The organism is Pseudosulfitobacter pseudonitzschiae (assembly GCF_002222635.1).
GTDB lineage: Bacteria > Pseudomonadota > Alphaproteobacteria > Rhodobacterales > Rhodobacteraceae > Pseudosulfitobacter > Pseudosulfitobacter pseudonitzschiae_A.
This window is the reverse complement of sequence record NZ_CP022416.1, coordinates 101,671-121,554: the sequence shown is the minus strand read 5'-3', so window position 1 is coordinate 121,554 and position 19,884 is coordinate 101,671. Positions and strand designations below refer to the sequence as shown.

15 protein-coding genes and 7 pseudogenes are annotated in these 19,884 nt (G+C 56.6%); 6 read left to right on the top strand and 16 right to left on the bottom strand.

Annotated features, from left to right (window positions below; genetic code table 11):
• The first annotated feature begins 41 nt into the window (after positions 1 to 41).
• Entirely contained in the window at positions 42 to 1,538 is a 1,497-nt protein-coding gene (locus SULPSESMR1_RS18170) for a tyrosine-type recombinase/integrase (protein WP_089422492.1), read from the top strand.
• A 262-nt stretch (positions 1,539 to 1,800) separates the two neighbouring features.
• Here SULPSESMR1_RS18170 and SULPSESMR1_RS18165 read toward each other — a convergent pair whose 3' ends face one another.
• From SULPSESMR1_RS18165 to SULPSESMR1_RS25020, 8 genes and pseudogenes are all read right to left on the bottom strand, one after another.
• Entirely contained in the window at positions 1,801 to 3,099 is a 1,299-nt protein-coding gene (locus SULPSESMR1_RS18165) for an IS701 family transposase (RefSeq protein WP_089420773.1), read from the bottom strand.
• A 752-nt stretch (positions 3,100 to 3,851) separates the two neighbouring features.
• Positions 3,852 to 4,295 (bottom strand): annotated as a pseudogene (locus SULPSESMR1_RS18160) (IS30 family transposase); the annotation flags it as partial.
• Between the two features lie 256 nt (positions 4,296 to 4,551).
• Positions 4,552 to 5,577, bottom strand: coding sequence for an IS110 family transposase (locus SULPSESMR1_RS18155; RefSeq protein WP_089422115.1), 1,026 nt, complete (start codon positions 5,575 to 5,577; stop codon positions 4,552 to 4,554).
• An 83-nt stretch (positions 5,578 to 5,660) separates the two neighbouring features.
• A pseudogene (locus tag SULPSESMR1_RS25525) lies at positions 5,661 to 5,996 on the bottom strand (transposase); the annotation flags it as partial.
• A 276-nt stretch (positions 5,997 to 6,272) separates the two neighbouring features.
• A complete protein-coding gene (locus SULPSESMR1_RS18145; protein WP_089422489.1) occupies positions 6,273 to 7,460 on the bottom strand; it encodes a relaxase/mobilization nuclease domain-containing protein in 1,188 nt (395 codons plus the stop codon).
• The gene (locus tag SULPSESMR1_RS18140) at positions 7,453 to 8,001 is read right to left on the bottom strand and encodes a toxin-antitoxin system HicB family antitoxin (protein WP_250161482.1); all 549 of its coding nucleotides are present in this window, start codon (positions 7,999 to 8,001) and stop codon (positions 7,453 to 7,455) included. The genes SULPSESMR1_RS18145 and SULPSESMR1_RS18140 overlap by 8 nt, the downstream gene beginning before the upstream one ends.
• Before the next feature lie 121 nt (positions 8,002 to 8,122).
• Complete coding sequence (locus SULPSESMR1_RS25750) at positions 8,123 to 8,248, bottom strand: hypothetical protein (RefSeq protein ID WP_284107861.1); 126 nt, start codon at positions 8,246 to 8,248, stop codon at positions 8,123 to 8,125.
• A gap of 321 nt (positions 8,249 to 8,569) precedes the next feature.
• A complete protein-coding gene (locus SULPSESMR1_RS25020) occupies positions 8,570 to 8,746 on the bottom strand; it encodes a hypothetical protein (RefSeq protein ID WP_157729044.1) in 177 nt (58 codons plus the stop codon).
• Positions 8,747 to 8,997: 251 nt separating this feature from the next.
• Here SULPSESMR1_RS25020 and SULPSESMR1_RS18135 point away from each other — a divergent pair.
• A pseudogene (locus SULPSESMR1_RS18135) lies at positions 8,998 to 9,282 on the top strand (transposase); the annotation flags it as partial.
• A gap of 155 nt (positions 9,283 to 9,437) precedes the next feature.
• Positions 9,438 to 9,821, top strand: coding sequence for a DoxX family protein (locus SULPSESMR1_RS18130; protein WP_089422487.1), 384 nt, complete (start codon positions 9,438 to 9,440; stop codon positions 9,819 to 9,821).
• Between the two features lie 141 nt (positions 9,822 to 9,962).
• Here the strand turns inward: SULPSESMR1_RS18130 and SULPSESMR1_RS25520 are convergent.
• The 8 genes and pseudogenes from SULPSESMR1_RS25520 to SULPSESMR1_RS18095 form a co-directional block, all read right to left on the bottom strand.
• A pseudogene (locus SULPSESMR1_RS25520) lies at positions 9,963 to 10,043 on the bottom strand (IS6 family transposase); the annotation flags it as partial.
• A 56-nt stretch (positions 10,044 to 10,099) separates the two neighbouring features.
• Positions 10,100 to 10,564 (bottom strand): MarR family winged helix-turn-helix transcriptional regulator, encoded by a 465-nt coding sequence (locus tag SULPSESMR1_RS25010; protein WP_157729043.1) that lies wholly within the window; start codon positions 10,562 to 10,564, stop codon positions 10,100 to 10,102.
• A gap of 173 nt (positions 10,565 to 10,737) precedes the next feature.
• Positions 10,738 to 10,938, bottom strand: a pseudogene (locus SULPSESMR1_RS18120) (integrase core domain-containing protein); the annotation flags it as partial.
• Between the two features lie 102 nt (positions 10,939 to 11,040).
• Positions 11,041 to 11,379: pseudogene (locus SULPSESMR1_RS18115) on the bottom strand (DDE-type integrase/transposase/recombinase); the annotation flags it as partial.
• A 17-nt stretch (positions 11,380 to 11,396) separates the two neighbouring features.
• A protein-coding gene (locus SULPSESMR1_RS18110; RefSeq protein WP_089422485.1) for an IS630 family transposase occupies positions 11,397 to 12,355 on the bottom strand; the annotation gives its coding sequence in 2 pieces (ribosomal slippage) (positions 11,397 to 12,011 and positions 12,014 to 12,355; 957 coding nt in all).
• An 82-nt stretch (positions 12,356 to 12,437) separates the two neighbouring features.
• Positions 12,438 to 12,806 (bottom strand): annotated as a pseudogene (locus SULPSESMR1_RS18105) (IS6 family transposase); the annotation flags it as partial.
• Between the two features lie 98 nt (positions 12,807 to 12,904).
• Entirely contained in the window at positions 12,905 to 14,632 is a 1,728-nt protein-coding gene (locus SULPSESMR1_RS18100) for a flavin-containing monooxygenase (protein ID WP_089422484.1), read from the bottom strand.
• A gap of 193 nt (positions 14,633 to 14,825) precedes the next feature.
• Positions 14,826 to 15,476 carry a TetR/AcrR family transcriptional regulator gene (locus SULPSESMR1_RS18095; protein ID WP_089422483.1) on the bottom strand — a complete coding sequence of 217 codons (651 nt, stop codon included), beginning with the start codon at positions 15,474 to 15,476 and terminating at the stop codon, positions 14,826 to 14,828.
• Positions 15,477 to 15,901: 425 nt separating this feature from the next.
• Here SULPSESMR1_RS18095 and SULPSESMR1_RS18090 point away from each other — a divergent pair, with 425 nt between their 5' ends.
• The 3 genes from SULPSESMR1_RS18090 to SULPSESMR1_RS18080 are packed head-to-tail and all read left to right on the top strand — an operon-like array spanning position 15,902 to position 19,812.
• On the top strand, positions 15,902 to 17,170 hold the full coding sequence (locus SULPSESMR1_RS18090) for an aminotransferase class III-fold pyridoxal phosphate-dependent enzyme (protein WP_089422482.1): 1,269 nt from the start codon (positions 15,902 to 15,904) through the stop codon (positions 17,168 to 17,170).
• Positions 17,171 to 17,204: 34 nt separating this feature from the next.
• On the top strand, positions 17,205 to 18,791 hold the full coding sequence (locus tag SULPSESMR1_RS18085) for an ABC transporter substrate-binding protein (RefSeq protein ID WP_089422481.1): 1,587 nt from the start codon (positions 17,205 to 17,207) through the stop codon (positions 18,789 to 18,791).
• Between the two features lie 4 nt (positions 18,792 to 18,795).
• Complete coding sequence (locus SULPSESMR1_RS18080; protein WP_089422480.1) at positions 18,796 to 19,812, top strand: ABC transporter permease; 1,017 nt, start codon at positions 18,796 to 18,798, stop codon at positions 19,810 to 19,812.
• Positions 19,813 to 19,884 lie beyond the last annotated feature (72 nt).

Below are 19,884 nucleotides of genomic sequence, written 5' to 3'. Positions count from 1 at the left end.
TCCGGCAGGCTCCATCAGGCATCAATGATGGATACCTTGATATGATGAGCGCCCTAGAAAAAATGGCCAGAGCTTCTGGTGAAACGGACTCCGTAGCGGATTGCCGGTTTCAAACGCCTTCACAAATCAGCAATCTCGAACACCGTGAATACCCATATTGGCATGTGCTCCTTAAAGGGAGGCACATCGGCGTTCACCGCCAAGATGACCGTATCTGCAACTGGGTGGCTCGTACACTCCGCACGGACGGGAAATACCGACAGAGATGCCTTGGTCCGGCACTAGACCTCAGCAAGCCGTCGATCACATATACAGTCGCTATTTCGAGGGCATTCGAGTGGTTTGAAACAGGCGTTGTGAAGGCTTTGTCGGTGACGCCCGACTACATCGGGCGCGCTACCTCTCTGAGTATCTGCCCGATAGGCGACACCTATACTGTTGGCCACGCAATGGCAGACTACCTGGCATGGTCAGAACTGGCCCGTTCACCGGGGGGACATTACAATAATTTGACCTTGATGAACTACCATCTGGTACCAACAATTAGCGCCATCCCGATTGAAGAGTTCAGCGCCAAAGACCTGCAAGGTTTAGCTCGTAGTGTGCTTGAACGACCTCCCAAACGCGGCTTCGAAAGCCCGCGCGTCAGAGTGGACCCAAATACTCTGAGCACGGACGAAATTCGCCGACGGAAACGTACATTCAATTCCTTAATTACAATCTTGAGGATGGTTTTCCGCTATGCTTGGGAAAGCGATCATCTGATGTCTGAACGCTCATGGAAGTGCCTCAACCGGGTTTCCGTCAATCACCAGCCACGAACTATTTTTCTGACGAGGCGAGAGTGTGCGACGCTCATCGACGCGTGTGGCTCATCGTTGCGCCAAATCGTACTGGCCGCCCTCTACAGCGGCTGCAGGGTAGGTGAGCTAGGTGACCTGCGGGTTGAAGATGTGGCACGAGACGGCTTCGGAATATCCGTTAAGCCCTTCAAGCGTGGTCCGGCCAGGTTTGTATTTCTACCGGCCGAGGGCATGACATTCTTTTTAAACGCCTGCGATGGCAAGGGGCCTAAAGATCGTCTCTTTCTTTCAACGAGAAACAAGCCGTGGAGACGCCAACATACCCTACAGTTCCGCACAGCGGTCGCCAAAGCAAAGCTGCCTAAAGAGTTTGTGTTTCACGGCCTTAGGCACACTTATGCCAGTGATCTTGTTGCGCGCGGTGCCTCGCTGGACACAGTGGCCAAACAGCTTGGGCACGCCAACATCTTAACTGTGATGACAACCTATGGGCACCTTGCCGAGACGGTTAGAGAAAAGCAGGTTCAAAGGTGTTTTTCCCCGCTATCATCTGAAAACAACGACTGCTCGGAACGAAATCTTAAAAGGCTTCGAGCAATACGAGACCGAGAGGACCCACAAAATTGGCGCGTGAAGGGGCAACCGCAAACTGCATCGACCCTACCACGATCCCCCCTGGCAAGGCCGAGCAAGGAAGTGCTGGAAATATTCTCAGAATTGCCTGGCGACCATTAAATCGCAAGGGCGCTATTCGCCTCTGCGATCAGAGACTGTCGGGGCGAAGTTGGATGGAGAATGGATATTCGCGGCACAATGCACTAAGGTCTGCCGTGCAGTAAAACGTGTTTTTTACCTATGTTTTCCAATTACTGCTTTCAGCAAATCGGCATCTGGGGTAGAATTTTGTAGATTCCTAAAACAGTCGTTCTCGGCCTAAGTTAATTCAGGCTAACACTACTTTGGCAGATTTTCATCTGGGCGTTCTTCGATGAGCTTTTCACAGTGAGGGCATCGTATTGGTGGGGGTTTCGCGAATGCGTCGAGGATGGCTTGCCTGACGGCTGGCATGGTCGGTTGCGGGGGTGGTCCGGGGACTCTTTTTTTCCCGTCCCGCGGCCTTGAGGCGGCGGGATTGCAGGAAGGCGTAGGCGATCATCGTCATCAGAGCGTGTCGGTGAAGGCCGGTCCAGGACCGGCCCTCGAAGTGGTCGAGGCCCAGCTCCTCCTTGAGTTGCTGATGCGCCTGTTCGCAAATCCATCGGGCCTTGACGGCAGCGGCGAGCGCCTTGAGGCTGGTGTCGGCTGGCAGGTTCGAGGCGTAGTATTTCCGCTCGCCGGTCGCACGACGCTCACCGATCAGCCAGACCTCCTCATCTCCCGGCATGGCCTGCACGCGACCGTCGGCCATACGGTGTTTGTGGCCATCGGCGATCCGGACGCGGGTTGCGGCGAACCGGCAGGTCAGCCTGCCTTTGGTGCCCTGCCGCCAGCTGAGCTTCCTCCATTTTTCACCTTCCAGCATCTGTTCGGCGGAAACGGCCGCGCGATCCGGCAGGTGATATTTGCGGCGGCGCCCACGCCCGGCCTCGGGAAAGATCAGTCCGACATCGACCGGATAGACGTTCTGGCGCCGCGACAGACCGACTGCCCAGGCGAGGCCTCGTGTGCTCAGCGCGTGGCGGAAAGGCCCGCTCGATCCGTAACCCGCATCAGCCAGCACGCAGCCGAAGTGGACGCCTGCGGCCCGCACCCGGTCGATCTCCGCGATGGCGATCTCCGGCTTGCTCAAGGCTATCTGCCGATCCTCCGGCACACGGGCGCGGGCCATGCGGTCAGGATCGCCCGTCCAAGCCTCGGGCAGAAACAGCCGCAACCCCACCATCACAGGAACCTCCCCTGAGGCCAGCGTCAACGAGACCAGGGACTGGCAGTTCGCAGTCTTGCCCAGCGAGGACGCATATTGCGGCGCAACCCCGACCGAGCGATCCCCCTTCTTCGGCAGGCAGGTATCATCAATGATCAGAAAGGCCTCATCGCCGCCAACCAGCCTGTCGGCCTCGGCCAGAAGTGCTGCCTCCAGCGGCGCACTGTCCCAGACCCCGTCGGCGATGAAATGATGCAGCTGGTCATAGCTTACCACCCCGTCCCGCGCCGCCATCGGCTGCACGCTCTTGCGGTCGCCCGGGCCGATCAGACCCGCGACATAGGCCGGACACATCCGCCCTCGCGTCTTGTGCCCGAGCGCCGCAACAAACGGTGCCAGCCAACCTTCCAGATCGTCCCGCCAGGTTCCCATAAACCGCCAGCCTCCCTCAATGCTGGCTCCCTATGAATCACCCAAAACGTCCCCAGTGAATCCGGTGAATTTCAGGTCAGCGAAAATCTGCCAAAGTAGTGCTAAGTTCGTAGCTAGTATAGCCGAGCTTTGTGTCATTTTTTCATGTTCAGGAGATTACAAATGAAACTTATTACCCTCGTCGCCGCCACTTTAGCTGCCCTTTCTTTGTTAGTGATGACTGCAGACGCTCACGGAGGTGGTTGTCGGAAATCTTCTCCCGCAGGCCAATGTTGTCATGCAGATAATAGCAACGGCGGGCGGGTACACTGCCACTGATTTTGGTCACAAAGGGCGGAATCTGGGCTTTAGTTACGGATCTCACGAAGGGCAGCAACGCGCAGGGAGCTTCCCCTGTAAATTTGTGAATTGTGATAACCTTCTGGATTTTCATCGCAGCGGGCGGTCACATCATCAATGCACAATGACTGCAAATAGATACAAATCACATGGTTTTATTAAGAAGCAGCGGTTTGCTGCATGTTTCTTGATGGCGGTTTTCTCAGCCACTTTCGGCGCACCCGCAGCCTCACAGAACAGCATTACCGGAACTGCCAACGTGATCGACAGTGACACTATAGAAATCCACGGAGCGCGGATTAGACTGCATGCCGTCGATTCTATCGACAGCCATCAGAAATGTCTTCTTCCCAACGGGAAGGAATGGCGTTGTGCGGTAATCCCCCATTTTTAATGGGGATGGATTCAGCCGGTCACTGCAGCAGTTGCTCTAGCTTAAGTGTAGGCGACAGGAATCCCAAGGTCTTCCGTGGCCAGTTGTTTAGATGGTTCGCGACCTTATCCAAGTCTTGCTGTGAATAGGTTGAAAGGCAGGAACCCGTGGGGAAATATTGTCGTAAAAGGCCATTGGTATTTTTATTCGTGCCGCGTTGCCAGGGGCTGCTTGGGTCGCAGAAGTAGACATCGATGTCGGTGGCGACGGTGAACTTCTGATGTGATGCCAATTCGGTCCCTCTATCCCACGTGAGGCTTTGTTTCAGCCGCTCCGGCAGTTCAGCCATTTGACGCGCCAAAGCGGGGACCACACGGTCTGTCTTCTTGCCCTCGACTTTAACCAGAAGCGTAAAGCGGGTCTGCCGTTCGACAACAGTGGCAATATAGCTGTTCTTTGAGCCGCAGATAAGATCGCCCTCCCATGTGTGGATGCCCGCTTTGATGCAAGAAATATTATCAACGGTTTGAACATGTGATCGGGTACGGTCATGTGTCAGGCCTCAGATTGCGGCGTTTCACATGCCGCGGGCCGGTATGGCGATGCGAAGGTCAGGTCCATATCAATGACACGAGCGCTAAGCTCTCTGGGAAGGCCTGGTTTTCCTAACCTCGATCTAGTCGATCATTTGTCCTTACTGTCTCAATGTCCTTCTCACATCATACCGAGCGATGCAGCCTTTAGGCTACCGCGATCGGATCTCGATAATCTTCGTGTTTCGTCATCATCGCCCAAATGATGCGCGCCGTTTTGTTGGCGAGCGCGATGGCTACCAGCATGCGAGGCTTACGCTCTAACATTTGCTCAAGCCATGAGCCTTTGGGTGGACCATTTTTAATCGCCCATCTGATCCGTGTCATGGCCCCAATTATCAGCAGTCGCCGAATGTCGCGCTGCCCCATCTTTGATGTTCGCCCTAACACTTGGCGCCCACCTGTCGATTTCTGAACCGGGACCAGACCAAGCCATGCCGCAAAATCCCGGCCGCGTTTGAAGCCTTCCAACGGCGGAGAGAATGCCTTGATCGCCATTGCACTCACAGGACCAATACCGGGCGCGGTCTGTAGTCGAATCGTCTCTGGGTCGGACTTCGATTCCTCTTTTAGACGCCGCTCTATCGTAACGACTTTGTCGGTGAGCACATTAAGCTGATCCAGATGGACACGGCTGAGTTCAATAACGATTGAAGGCAGGTCACAATCCGGGCTTTCTATCTGTTCTGCTAGTTTCTTCACAAAGTTCCGACCGGGAGGGGCGATGATGCCATACTCCATCAAATGGCCGCGTAGCGCATTGATGATGGAGTTACGTTGCCGAACAAACAAATCCCGTGTCTTGAAGATCATCGAACGGGATTGCTGTTCAGCTGATTTAACAGGCACAAACCGCATGGTCGGTCGGACTGCCGCTTCGGCAATAGCCTCTGCATCATTGGCGTCATTCTTCTGACGCTTGACGAATGGCTTCACGTAGATCGGCGGGATCAGACGAACATCGTGGCCCAGCTTCAGGATCTCGCGACCCCAATAATGCGAAGAGGCACAAGCCTCCATCGCTACCACGCAAGGCTGCTGCTCACTTAAAAACTTCAAAAATTGCCCCCGCGACAGCTTCTTGCGGAACACAGGTTCGCCGACAGCCGTCGCGCCGTGCGCTTGGAAAACGGACTTTGCCAAGTCGACGCCGATCATTGTAACTTCATTCATGGTTGCCTCCAGTTTGGTGCTTTCAACATCACCACTATGGCACAGTTTGATGCCGGTTCCGGGGTGGGGCATCCACACCATCAATGGCCCGGAACGGCACGGTCTTCGACGTCAGCAGGCCTTTCCCGAATGGATACGCCATCGATGATTTGTTGTCCGGACCCAGGCTTGTGGCCCTTCGCATGACGCAATTTGCGCTTACTTCTAAGATGATTACGCAGTTCTTTGCGCAGCAGACCGCGTGTTTGCACGAAAAGGCTTTTGTAGATCGTTTCATGCGACACACGCATGCATTCGTCGCCCGGATACGTCAGCTTGAGCCACCCCGCAATCTGTTCTGGGGACCAATCTTCACAGAGCTTGGCATCAACGAGATCCCTCAGCATTACGTTCTGATTAAGCAGAAATGGTTTGGGCCGCTGGCCGCACCGCAATCGAGCCGGTTCCTCTCCAACATCGGCAATGAGCCGGGTATCTGCCAAACCGAAACGCCGCACGATGCACGAATAACTGCAATACGAAAGCTGCAGCGCGGCATCGACGCGACCGAGGACCGACAATTCTCGATCGGTCACGTCTCTAAGTACGACCACGTTTCGTAACTTTGCGGGGTCAGCTTCCTGCGCATAACCGACACTGAGGCTATCTGAAGCATTCGACAAGTAGGACTCATGCACTTGACCGTTTCACTCAGCTCAACGCTCCCTTGACGGTCCGCGCCCCCGCTCGGGCCGTTTTTCGTCCTCAGGCCGGTCTTTTCCCTGGCCACGATCAACGGAAGGCTGGCGTTGGACTTCAGAGCGGGCCACAGAGGCGCTAAGCACCATTGCGGCCCGTTCGGTCGCCACATCTGTTAATCGCCCTGAAAACGCCGCCACGGCCCGCCCTAGCGCCCTATCGTCTGGATCATAAGACTCCGCCAAAACTGCCGCCGCAGCGCTATATGTTCTCATCACACGATTGCGGCGCTCGACAATCGCACCGTCCCAAGGCTGGCTAGGCAGACGGCCCCCATTGTCCTGCATGTCGCGCTTCACTTCCCGTTGCTTTGCCTTATCAACATACGGGGTTATGCCGCGCTGACGCATTTTATAGACTGGCGTTCTCGCACCCTGTCGAGTTACGCCGCGCGCATGCCGGGGTGTCGATTCTGCCTCAATCCCTCTTTTCCGTAGCTTTTCCGCAAACGTGTCCCGCAAGTGCTGTAAGTCGGCTTTGCGAAGATTCAGCTTCACCCCATCATGTCCTACGGTGCGAACCGTAAAATGAACATGCGGGTGCTTTGTGTCAGTGTGCAAGGCCATCACGTAATCATAACGTCCATCAAACTCTTGCTGAGCCAAATCGCGAACCGCGTCCTTTACGGCCGTGGCGTTGGTGTTCCCCGGCATTGAAAAAAATATGCTCGTTGTGATCCGGGTGCGGTCTGTCGCATCGCCGTTGGCTCTGTCATCATCATGGCGCTGCATCCAGTCACGGTACAAACCTGCGGTTGCTGCCTTGCCGGTAAGGATCACGCCGTCACTAGTCTCAACGTCTAGTTGGCCGTTCCTGCTGATATAGTCGATATGAGCGCTGACCCTGGCTCCCTCAGTACGTCTGTTTACAGTGATGGTGTTGCCATTCTTGTCAGTTTTCGCAGGCCGGGAAACCTTAACCATAACTTCGGGCACTTTATTGACAACCCGCGAGAGGCGGGCCTTGTCGGCAGCGCTGATTGTTGTCCCGCGACTGCCTGTCCCTGCCTCCGCTTTTTCCGCGCCGCCCAAGTCCGACTTCTTACCAGTCGTAAAATACCCTGCTGCCGGAGAACGAACAGTGCGCGGGCGTCCGGGCTGGGTCCAACAGTCTTGAAAGCCAAACTCGGATTTAAAATCACTCATGGCTCAGCTCTTCGCCCAACTGAAATTTCAAACGTCCCGCCGCGTACAATCTCAGCAGCTCCCGAAGGCCATCAACCGTATTGCGCAACTCGTGCAGCTCCTGCCGTTTCGGCGCATAGCGTCCCCCGGTGAAAACGTCCCGGTTCATAGCGGTGGCGATTTGGTTCAGGTTTGTCGTCGCGCCTCGAAGCTGCCGGAAACCCCAACGGATTGCTTTGCGCTCACCTTTGACGGGTTGCGGTGCTGCCTGCGTTCGGGCTGTCAGAATGCGCGCGGCCCAAGTTGAGGGTGGGACACCCTGGCTTTTGGCTTCGCGCTCGATCTTCGCCCTAACATCTTTCCCGACACGCACGGTCAGCTTGCCCTCTCTTTTCGCTTTGGTTGGCCTCGTCTCGGAAACTTCCGCGTCCTCTGAAACCGTTTCAATCAATTGCCGAAGAAACTCCGAAGGAGACAAACCGTGCCCTGCAGCGACCGCCTCAAAGCGGGCCTTGCTGGTGGGCGAAATACGGGTTTTGGCGACTTTGGATTTCTGAGGCATGACAATTTGTGTCCCATTGCTGGCGCTTAGCCTATCCTGCATTAGAACACTTCACTACCGGATTTGTGCTCCCAGAGCACTTTTGCACATCTGCCCCCGGCCATCCGGGGGCAGATGCATTTCAGGCACCCCCCTTTTGCAACTGCTCCGGCTGACCTACTGCGCTTTCAAGCACAAAATCTTTTGCCTTCTGTGCGGCGCTGGACGCTTTGAAAATAAACCGCTTGTCGTCGCGCAGAGCTTTCAACCAATTCTCAAGCTAAGCGGCGCTTTCTTCGATCGTTGGCTCCAAGCCGATTTGCGCCCCAACAAAGCATGACCGGCGGTCCCCTAAACGGACGCGCTCTTGGCGCGGCCCTGGGATGCAGGGGGCGTTCGGGCAAGCCCCGAATCCCCCCTGCCAGTGTGATCGCCGTGTTGTTGAGCGTCAGATAGTTTTGACCTTCACGTCACAACACTGACCCAAAAATGGAAGACCGAACCTTCGTGCGGATCGCGACGAAGGTTTCGAACGAGTCCATATTGCAAGATTTGTGCTTCGCAGCAAATGTAGGCTGTCAAGAGACGGTCAAAAACCTTCAACAAGGCCTAGCGCACTCAGCTCGAAAACGAGTTGAGCGACTTGCTCGTGGCCTTTGACTTTGTTCGGGAAACGCGCGCGGTTGCCTCCTGGCAAGCAATGAACGTTTAACCAATCACGGCTGATATCTATGCCGATGATCGCAGCTTGTGTTACCGTATCCATGTTCTCTTCCTTCTGATCCGTGGTTCGATCTGGCCACATGCAACTGTTCGAGATGCTGAAGAGAGACGGTGCTGGCTCGCTAGCAAACGTGGTTAGTGCCACAAGGCTCAGACGCCATACACCGCCCCGTCAGCAACCTCGGCCAAGGCCGCTGGCGGGGACAATATAGCAAACTGGAGATGCAGAAGGGTCAGGACCCACTGATTTCCTCCGCGGTGCGTGATTCACGGCTTTTAAAACGGAGCGGCGACATGAGTGATCTTTTCTGGCTGACCGACGCGCAGATGGCGCGTCTGAAATCCTTCTTTCCGAGGTCGCACGGAAAGCCCCCGGTTGATGACAGGCGTGTGCTGAGCGGCATAATCTTTATTAATCGTCATGGCTTGCGCTGGCGTGACGCTCCTTCCGCCTATGGCCCCCACAAGACGCTCTACAGCCGGTGGAAGCGTTAGAGCGAGAAAGGTATCTCCGTGCGGATGATGGCGGGTCTGGCCGTCCTGCACGGCGAGAAGAATACAATGATGATTGATGCGACCTAACCACCTCACCTTTACCGGCACGATGGCGTTTGAGCAACGCAGCCGCATCTGAATAGCAAGCCGGCCTGATGACGGTGGACAGAACTGCAAAGTTGCGGAAGACTTGAAATACGTCTTGCCACACATCGTGGATAAACTGTGAGGACTATAACATGACCTTTCTAATTCCCTTTCAGCCGCAACTCTTGTCAGTTTTTCGGATCATGTCCGGCTTGTTGCTACTGCAACACGGAACCACCAAGATCTTGGGTTTCCCGGCAAGTCCAATGAGCGACATTGCCCTGAGCACACCAGCGGGAATTGCAGGAATAATCGAACTGGTCTTTGGTCTGTTACTGGTGATTGGGCTGTTCTCTCGTCTGTCAGCGTTTATCCTGAGCGGCATGACCGCTGTCGCCTACTTCATTGCCCATCTGCCACAGGGGTTCTTTCCCTTACTGAACGGTGGCGAACTGGCCGCACTTTACTGTTTTGGATTTCTATATCTTGCTGCCGCGGGCCCCGGTCCATGGTCCGTTGACGCGCAGCGCGGATAACCTGCCGCCATAGGTCGCAACCACAGTGGTGGCGAGGGCACATAACGGTTCTGTCGTCAAAACAAGACACCCGCCGCCATTTGGCTGCGGGTGGCCCGGCATTCATCCGGAAGGGGCATGATTTCATGCCTTCACGCTCCAAAGCCGCTTTGCGGCGCGCTTGTCTCGCCTCGATTGGAGGATCTCCTCAAGAATGACGCCGTATTGATCAACCGCCCGCCACCGCCCTCTTTGGCCACGACCACCGCAATGGCGCATCAGGCCCCGTGTTGGTGTCTCTAGAATTCGCGACGCAGGGCGACTTCTTCAAGCTGTTGAATAACCCTGAAAAAGCTCTCGACCTCGTCCTTTTGCAAGCCATCGGTCAGCGCCTGCTGACGGCGCATCATCGCCGGCAGCAATCTGTCCTTCAGCTCGCGGCCCTCAGGTGTGGCGCTAATCAAATGGCGGCGCTGGTCGTTTTCGTCCTGAACAGTGGAGACATAGCCCTTTTCCACCAGCGCTTTGACCGCGCGGCTAATCTGCGCCTTATCCAGACGGCTTTCCTGAACGATCATGCTCATCGTGGCTGTGGAAATGGTGTGAAGAATGAACAAGACGCGCCATTCGGTCAGGATAAGGTTGCTGTGTGCCGAAAGCATCCGTGCCGCCTGCACATTCAATGCGTTTTGCAGTTTGGCCAGCCGATAAGTCAGATACTGGCGCATTTCAAATTGTGAGGGGGGCTGTGCGTTGTCTTCCATGCGATCAAGTGTCCGGTGAAATGTGAAGATGTTGCGGGTTCGTGATGCAACCTCAAATGGAAAGTCTGAATGTCCCAAGATATGACGGCGATTGCTTTGCATTGTCAACTTGCCGGACCGTATGCTTTTGATCGTGTAAGGTGCGGTTACTCGCGAGACTTCCCTTCTGTTGATTATAGCTTTTCTCTGAGAGCTTCGTAAGGTGTCTTTCCGTTGTGCACGCCGTACGGCCTGTGGAAGTTGTAGAAGCGCTCCCATTCGTCCAGTTTGGCTTCGAGATCGACATCGCCTTTGTAGCTAAGCAGCTGATAGAATTCCTGCCCGTCAGAGCGGTGCGACCGTTCTACCTTGCCGTTGAGTTGGGGCGTGCCTCGGGAATCCCCCCTAAAATTAGTGGTGATTACCGTTAGACCAATGGTTTCCTTGGCTTCGCCAACTTGTTTTTGCGTGATTAAGAAGTTTGAAGCGCCAGGGTTTCAAGCGGTCATTTCGACAGCATAGGAATTCCAGAGGTAGAAAGCATCGGCCCTGGTGTGGCGGTATGAGATGGCGGGGAGTTGATATCGGCGTGGGCGAAAGACGGATTTGATCTGATCATGCGCAGCGAGAAATCTCTATGCATGCCGGGGCGATTTGAACCGGCCCATCACTTTCTCGCGCCTTCGAGTCGGCCTGTGCGAGCCCTCAATACGGTTGTTCAAACCCTTGTGCGCGCGATGGTCCGCGTTCGGCGTAAGCTCGCGGATCGGCTTGAAATAGCTGCGCAGCTTGTCCGTCACGATGATCCGGGGCTCGCCGAACCGAACTACCAGTCGCTTAAAGCAGCCGACTTTTAACCTGAGACATATCCGGCAGCCTTAAAGTAGTTCCAGCATTCTTCTGGCGAGAATAGATCGCAGATTTCTGTGAGGGCGTGGAACATATCTGTGAATGTTCGAGCGCCGATCCTGCGCAGGTGTGCTTTGAGTTTGGAGAACGCCATTTCAATTGGGTTCAGGTCGGGGCTGTAGGGCGGCAGGAACAGGAACCAGCATCCGGCTTCGCGCATGGCTTTGGCAGCGGCGGCATTCTTGTGCGTGGCAAGATTGTCCAGGATGACAACAGTGCCTGGTTCCAGCTCTGGCACCAGCACTTGTTCGACGTAGGCGGCAAAGGCTTCGCCATCCATCGCGCCTTTGATGACCCATGGCGCGAGCAAGGCATCGGCACTGAGACCCGCGATGAAGGTCTGTGTGCCCCAACTGCCGAAAGGGGCATCCATGACGAGGCGTTCGCCGCGCTGCGACCATCCGCGCTGTCGGGTCAGGTTGGTTTTGACCGAAGTTTCGTCAATGAACACAACATGGTCTGGCTTAGCCGAAACGGCTGGCAGACGATGGATGAACCAGTCTTCACGTTGTTTCTTTACACGTGCGCGGCGGCGCTCGGTGGCGACCAGCGTCTTTTTTTGTACGTAAAGCCAAGCTTGCGCAGAAATCGGCCAATCGCATCAGGGTGCGCCTGTACGCCGGTTGCATCCGACAGAGCACCGGCCAGTTCAGGCATGGTTATGTCGCCGTCCTGCTCTATCAGTTCGACGAGAAACGACCGATGCGGATCAAGCTTACCTTTGCCGCGGGGGCGGCCCTGGGGTGCGGCTTTTGCTTGTCCAGTTCGCCGGATCGCAAACCCCCAACGCGCTCCTGTCGCAGGGGACAGCTTCAACCGCAACGCCGCCGCGCGCCCGCTAAACCCTTCTTCAATCAACTTCTGGAACCGCGCCCGTAGCGCATCTGGCAAAGGTGCTGACATGATCCATCCTCCCAAACTGGATGAATCACAGTTGAAGCATCAAGGGAATCCCTTTTGATTCAAGTTTTGCGTCGGACGCTTTAAGGAAACGTCGCGCTGCCGTGGCATTGCGTTGAGGTTGCACGAGGATATCCAGCACGTCCTCGTTCGCATCCAACGCTCGCCTGAGCCAATATTTGCATCCGTTGATCGGGATGACAACTTCGTCCAGATGCCATTTGTCGGCCGCCGGAGGCCTATCGCGCTTGCTACAATCGGCGAAATGACACCCAAAGCGGTTTACCCATTTCCGGACGGTCTTTCGTCTGACTGTCACTCCCCGTTCTGCGAGTAAGTCCTCGACATCTGCCGTGCTGAGCGCGAAACGGTAGTAGACCCAGACCGTATAGGCGACGATCTCGCGCGGGAAGCAATAACCTTTCAGGCGAGGCAAGGAGAATGGAATGCGCATCGCAAACGTTTAGACAGCCGCGAGACGCCAAACAAGTTGGCAATGCCATCAAAACTGGCACGCCTTGGCAGATTCTGCGCGCCAAATAAACAAAGTTGCTAGCGCTCGACCACCTCGACCAACAGTCCTTCGAACCGCGCCTTCAGTTGCAACGCGACAAGGTTGGAATAAAACCGTGCCTGCGCAAGATTGCCACCCATGAACCAAAGTCCCTCAACGGCTGTGGGCTTCCACATGTTGCGCAACTCGCCCTCCCATGGTCCCGCATCGCCCTTTGTACCAGAGCCATAGCCCCAGCATTTTCCGACCCGCTTTGCCGTGTCTGCGTCGATCAGACGTGCCACCCATTCCTCCATCGAGCCGAAACCGGTGGCATAGACGATCATGTCGGCAGGGATCACCTCGCCCGTGTCCAGTTCGACCCCGTCAGACAAAAGTCGGGCGATATTCACCCCTGACCGGATGCCGATGCGACCGTCCATGATCATTTCGCAGGCGCCCACATCAAAGTAGTAGCCCGAAGCCGACCGCTGGTATTTCATCATCCCCGTGCCGTCTTCGCCGAAGTCCAGCTTAAACCCCGTTGCCGCCAAGCGATCGTAAAACGCGGCTTCAGACTTGCGGATGTTCTCCCAGGTCAGCTTGCTGGCACGCTCTTGCAACCGCAGCGGGGTCGAGGCCAGCAACAGGTCGGCCAGATCAGTGGAGATGCCACGGTCTACCGCGTCTTGCGAGAACACCGGTTTCAGCAGCACATCGGTGACAGTCGATTGCTGGACTATGAGGGTGGACGACCGTTGGATCATCACCGGCTGCGCCCCGTTTTGCACCAGATCGGCGGCGATATCATGGGCGCTGTTGTTGGCCCCTACAATGATCACCCGCTTGCCTTGCAAACCTTCGCCGGTTTTGTACTGGCTTGAATGTAACTGCGTCCCGGCAAAGTCGTCCTGCCCTTCGAACTCGGGCACGCGCGGAAAACCGGCGTTGCCGACCGCCATCACCAGATGGGTCGGGCGCAGGGTCAGTTCCTGTCCGTCACGGTCCACGGTCACGCGCCATGTGCCGTCTTCTGCACGCTCGGCCTTGTGGCATTCCGTGTTGGTCCAGATAGCCAGTTCAAGCGCGTGCGCGTAGCTTTCCAACCAGTCGCCCATCTTGTCCTTGGGGGTGAACACCGGCCAGAAGTCGGGAAACGGCATATAGGGCATGTGGTCGTACCAGACCGGATCGTGCAACGTCAGCGCCTTGTACCGCGAGCGCCATTGATCCCCGACCTTGGGGTGCTTGTCGATGATCAGATAAGGTACGCCCTGCATCTCTAACCGCGCGCCCAACGCCAGACCGCCCTGCCCGCCGCCAACAATTAGCACATAGGGGTCATCACCGGCGGCATAGGCATCGGTTTTGGCGGCAAATTGTTCTTTCCAGTTGCCCTTGTCCGGCTCCGCCATCAGACCGGAGCGGCGGCGTTCCCGCAATGGCAGGGGGTGGCCTTTCAACTCTTCCAGAACGGTCAGCAGCGTCAGACATTTCCCATCTTCGAGACGGACGAACCCGCGTCCGCGCCCTTGTTTGGTCTGGAACAAAATGAACCCTTCGGTGGCGTCCGCGTCGGCCAGTGAATCGGCCCGAAATTCCGCACCTTTTGCGGTTTGTGCAACAAATTTTTCGATCTGCGCGCGCCCTTCAAGGGTTTGCAAGGTCCAACCCAGCGCCAGGAAATCGCGCCAGAAACCACCATCGGTGAACAGCGCGCCTACAGCAGAGGGATCGTTTGATACCATGGATGTGTTCAGTGCGTTGATCCAGTCGGAAATGTTCATAGCGGGTCCTTTGCCTGTGCAGGGTGCAAGCGCAGTGCCGCGCCAGTCAGCTTGAGCGTGGAACAAGGCATGGACTTTAGTCAATTTTTATTTGGTTAAATATGGGAAAAATTTAAAAACTCACCATAGAATCTCATTTTAGTCAAATTTTCTTCCACTACATACTGGATAACAGACCCGACATTTGCGCCCTCTACGGCCCCTGCTCACGGCGTTTGGGTAGAAACTCAGGCAAGTAACAGCGCAGATAGGCGGTGCAGGCCAAGGTTGATTCCGCCACGAACTCATCTGTGATCTTGCCATGGCGGCTGTAGGACAACGCCCAGATGCCGTCCATCAATGCAATCGAAGTCGCCATAAGGTTTTCGAGAAATTCCGATGTTTCAATCTCGAAATAGCTGCCGAAGAGGCACGCATAGGATTTGGCCAACGCGGCGTTGCCGTTCAGATCGGTGTTGCGCACCTCGACGCTGACACCGGCACCCAAAAACAAACGCTGCGCGGCTGGGTTGCTGTTCAAGTACAGCGCGCCCTGCTGCTGGCGAAACGCCAGAATGTCCTGCCATTTCTTGGGCAGCGGGATGATTTCATCGGTGACGCGCCTAGACATTTCCGTGTTATATCGTTCGGCCAGCATGACAAACGCCGCGTTCCTGTTGGGCAGAAAGTGATAGACGGAGGCCAGGGGAATGTCGGCCTCTGCCGCGATCTCGGCCAAACTAATGTTGTCATCTAGACGCGTCTCCAACAACCTGGCCGTTGCATCCAGAAGCGTCTCCAGCCGCTTGATGCCCCGCTTTCGCAACTTTCGGGGCTTTCCGTCGATTTCTACCTTCTGTTCCATCAGCCCCCTCACTCCTTCGATGTGAGATGTATCTAGACCCGACACAGTTGTGAGTACAATGTTTATGCGGATTTGTCCCGACCCGGCGGATCAGAAGCAGCCTGCCCCATGTCCCTTGACACAGATTCGAACAAGGTCTTTTTAGATGATTCTCGCAAGAACCGGCTGGTCTCGAGACAATCGCTGTGGGCGCTTTGCCTCAATTTTAGTCGATTTTACCCTCATTAATACTTTGACGTAGATTGGCTCCCGTTCAGTATGTGTGAAAAAAATGGATAGTTTTCGATATTATAGAGAGGAAATTTTCGCCGCACGCCCTACCCGCCGACCGTTGCCACGGAAGAAATTGAAGGATTATTCGAATTTTATATTGCCAGAAAAAAATCCCGCACCTACCGTCGAGGCACATCAGCGAGGAAGCAGACATGGCTAACAACTCTCAAGACCGCGCCCTGCGCGAACGTGCGGCGCAAGTGATCCCCGGAGGCATGTACGGCCACCAGTCGACCGCGTTGATGCCGGACGGCTTTCCGCAGTTTTTCACCAAGGCCGAGGGCACACGGATCACCGATGCAGACGGCAATCAATACATCGACTATATGTGCGCCTATGGCCCCAATCTGATGGGCTATCACCACCCCGACATCGCCCGGGCCATATCGGCGCAACAGACCAGCATCGACGCGGCGACCGGCCCTTCCCCGCTGATCGTGGATCTGGCGGAGGCAATGGTTGGCATGATCTCGCACGCCGACTGGGCAATGTTCTGCAAAAATGGCGGCGATGCCACGATGATGGCACTGATGATAGCGCGGGCCTATCGTGGCAAACGCAAAGTGCTGGTGGCGAAGAATGCCTATCACGGCGCCATGCCATGGAACACACCCCGTCCGGGCGGCGTCCTGCCCGAAGACCGCGCGCACCTGATTTACTTCGACTACAACGACACGCAAGCCCTTGAAGACGCCGCAAACGAAGCGGGCAACGATCTCGCAGGTATCTTTGCTGCCCCTTTCCGCCACGATACATTCACGGATCAGTCCATGCCCGACCGCGAATATGCGCAGGCTGCCCGTCGCATTGCCGACGAGTATGACGCACTGCTGGTTGTCGACGACGTGCGCGCAGGCTTTCGCATGTGCCGCGACTGCTCTTGGGAAACGGTGGGTGTACGGCCGGACCTGTCTGCATGGGGCAAGGTTCTGGGCAACGGCCAACCGATATCGGCGCTGCTGGGCAACGACCGCGCCCGCGAAGCCGCAACAAAGATATTTGTCACCGGCTCGTATTGGTTTGCCGCTGTGCCCATGGCCGCCGCGCTGGAAACCATGCGGCTGATCCGCGAAACCGACTATCTAGAACACATGACCGTGATTGGCCAGAGCTTCCGCAAGGGGTTGGCAGAACAGGCCGTAAGCAACGGCTTTGGCCTGCGTCAGACCGGCCCCGTCACCCTGCCGATGGTCCTGTTCGAGGACGATCCCGATTTTCGCATCGGCTATGGCTTTTGTCAGGCTGCACTGAAACGAGGCGTCTACCTCTCACCCTATCATAATATGTTCATGAATGCCGCGATGACCCGCTCGGACATCGCGCTGACCCTTGAAGCGACCGGCGCCGCATTCGAGGATATCAAGCGAAGCCGCGCATCACTGAAACCGTCTGCTGCTTTGACGGCCCTTATTGATGCGTGAGCGCGCAAAACAAGCGCCAACAGGGAAACCAACCATGATACAGTTCAGACTAAAACAAGGGGTGGCCGCCCTTTTACTGGCCGGATCAGCCTTCATCGCAGCACCGGCGACGGCCCAGGACACCGACACTTTGGTGATCGCGCGCTCTATGGATGTGAACTCTCTCGATCCGGCGCGCGCCTTTTGTGACACGTGCCAATTTTACCTGACGGCAGTGTACGAGACGCTGATCACACTTGGCCCCGACAACGAAACGCTGGTGCCGAACTTGGCAGAGTCGTGGAAAACCAACGACACTTTCACCGAGTTCACCTTTCACCTAAAGGACGCGACTTTTGCCGACGGCTCGCCCGTCGAAGCGTCGGACGTGGTGTGGAGCATCAACCGCCTGAAAAACCTAAAAGGGTCGCCATCGTTCCTGATGGACGGCTTGATCAACGCCGAAGCTGTGGATGCGAAAACGGTCAAATTCACGCTGGACGCGCCCAGCTCTGAATTCCTCAACAAAATCTCGTCGTCCTACACCGGCGTGATCAACGCCGAGGCCGCGATGGCGGAAGGGGCGACCGCAGGCGAAGACGCCCCCGAGACCGACAAGTCCGAACAGTGGTTCCTGTCGAACTCGCTGGGGTCCGGACCCTACGCGCTGAAGGCCTACACACCCGAAGCGGAACTGCGTCTGTCGCGCAACGACGCCTATTGGGGCGAAGCACCTGCATTCAGCGAAATCGTCGTCACCCAAATTCAGGATGCGGTCAGCCAAGCGCAGGCGCTTGAAACCGGTCAGGTCGACATCGCCATGCAGATTGACCCCGATACGGCCCGCTCGATCCGCTCGGAGGATGTCACCACCGAGGTCGTTCCGTCCTATAACTTTGTCTACATCGGCTTTATCCCAGGCGCCAAAGGCATGGCCGAGGTTTTGACTCCGCAAGTGCGTCAGGCGCTAGCGCTGGCCATCGACTATGACGGAATGCTGGACTTTACCGTGGGCGGCAGTGGCGCCAAGCAAGCCGCGCCCATTCCCAACGGCTTTCCGGGCACCGCAGGTCTGACGCCGCGTGCGCAGGATGTCGAAACGGCCAAAGAGATGCTGGCCGCCGCCGGGGCGGCCGATCTGAAGCTGGTCGCAGGCTATCCCAACGACAACGTCTACGGGGTTGAATTCAACATCATGATGCAAAAGCTGCAACAGGATTTCGCAGCTGTCGGTGTCGAACTGGAGCTGAAACCCCTGACATGGGCAGTCTGGCGGGACGAGCTGGGCGCAGGTGAATGGCCGGTCACGGCGGTTTACTATGCGCCTGACTATTACGGCACCGCGCAATATGTGCAGTATTTCGGCATGATCGAAGGCTTTCCCTGGACGGTCCGTGCCGGTCTGGACACCCCCGAACTGGTGGTGAACCCGGCCGAGGCAGACCTGTACGCCAAGGCGCTGGCATCGTCGCCCGAAGAAGCTGCGGCGATTTATCAGCAACTCGGCGAGGAAATGATGGAGGATGCGATCATTCTGCCGCTGGTCTCGCCCAATCTTGTGCTTGCCTATCGCAATGACATCGAAGGCGTGCGCTACTCGGCTTGCTGTAACCTTCCGCTGGCTGAAATCTCAAGGAAGTGAAGTGATGCTCGCCTATATCCTGAGACGGCTGATTTCCATTCCATTGCTGCTGCTTGGGGTGGCGAGTGTCTCCTTCCTTCTGACGCAAATGACCAAGGGCGATCCGTTGGCCGCCCTTGTCCCTGAACGGATGATGAACAATCCCGAAATTGTAGCCACGGTGAAGGCCGAATGGGGGCTGGATCAGCCCCTGCCCGTCCGCTACGTGCGCTATCTCGGTAATCTGGTGCAGGGTGATCTGGGGGCATCCTTCGCCACCCGCCGCCCCGTCGCGCAGGACATTGCAGAGCGCCTGCCCGCCACGCTGGAACTGGTGATCGTGGCGATGGTGTTCGGCACGGTGATGGGCCTGTCGCTGGGGCTGCTATCCGCGCGGTTTCGCGGATCTGTCTTTGACAGCCTTGCGCGGGTGTTTGCGCTGATCGGATCATCGCTGCCAATCTTCTGGTCCGGTTTGATCCTGCTTTACCTGTTGTCTGTGCGCCTGTCAGTGGTGCCCGGCACAGGCCGACTGCCACCGCGTGTGGCGCCGCCCGAACATTTCACCGGCTTTTACACCATCGACGCGCTGATCGCCGGCGATCTGCCACTTTTTGTTCAGGCCCTGTCGCATCTGGCGTTGCCTGCCTTTGTGCTGGGCTGGTCGGTCACGGGCATCATCACGCGTCTTGTGCGCTCGTCACTGGTCGAGGGCATGTCGCTGGACTATGCCCGCACCGCGCGGGCCAAAGGCGCGCCCGAGCGTGTGGTGCTGGTCAAACACGCCCTGCCCAACGCGATGATCCCGCTACTGACGATCCTTGGCTTTACCTTTGCCTATCTGATCACCGGCGCGGTTCTGACCGAGGCGATCTTTTCCTGGCCGGGCATCGGCTCTTACGCGGTGCGCGCGGCGGCCTCACTGGATTATCCGGCGATTGGCGGCGTGACCATCGTGGGCTCTGTCGCCTTTCTGCTGGCCAACCTGCTGACCGACATCGCCTACGCCTGGGCCAACCCGCGCATCAAGGTGAACGCATGACCCACGTCTCCTCCCCTCCCGTCGTCATCGCACCCGTCAGCCAGCGGTTGCTGAAATCCTTTCGCCAGGTGT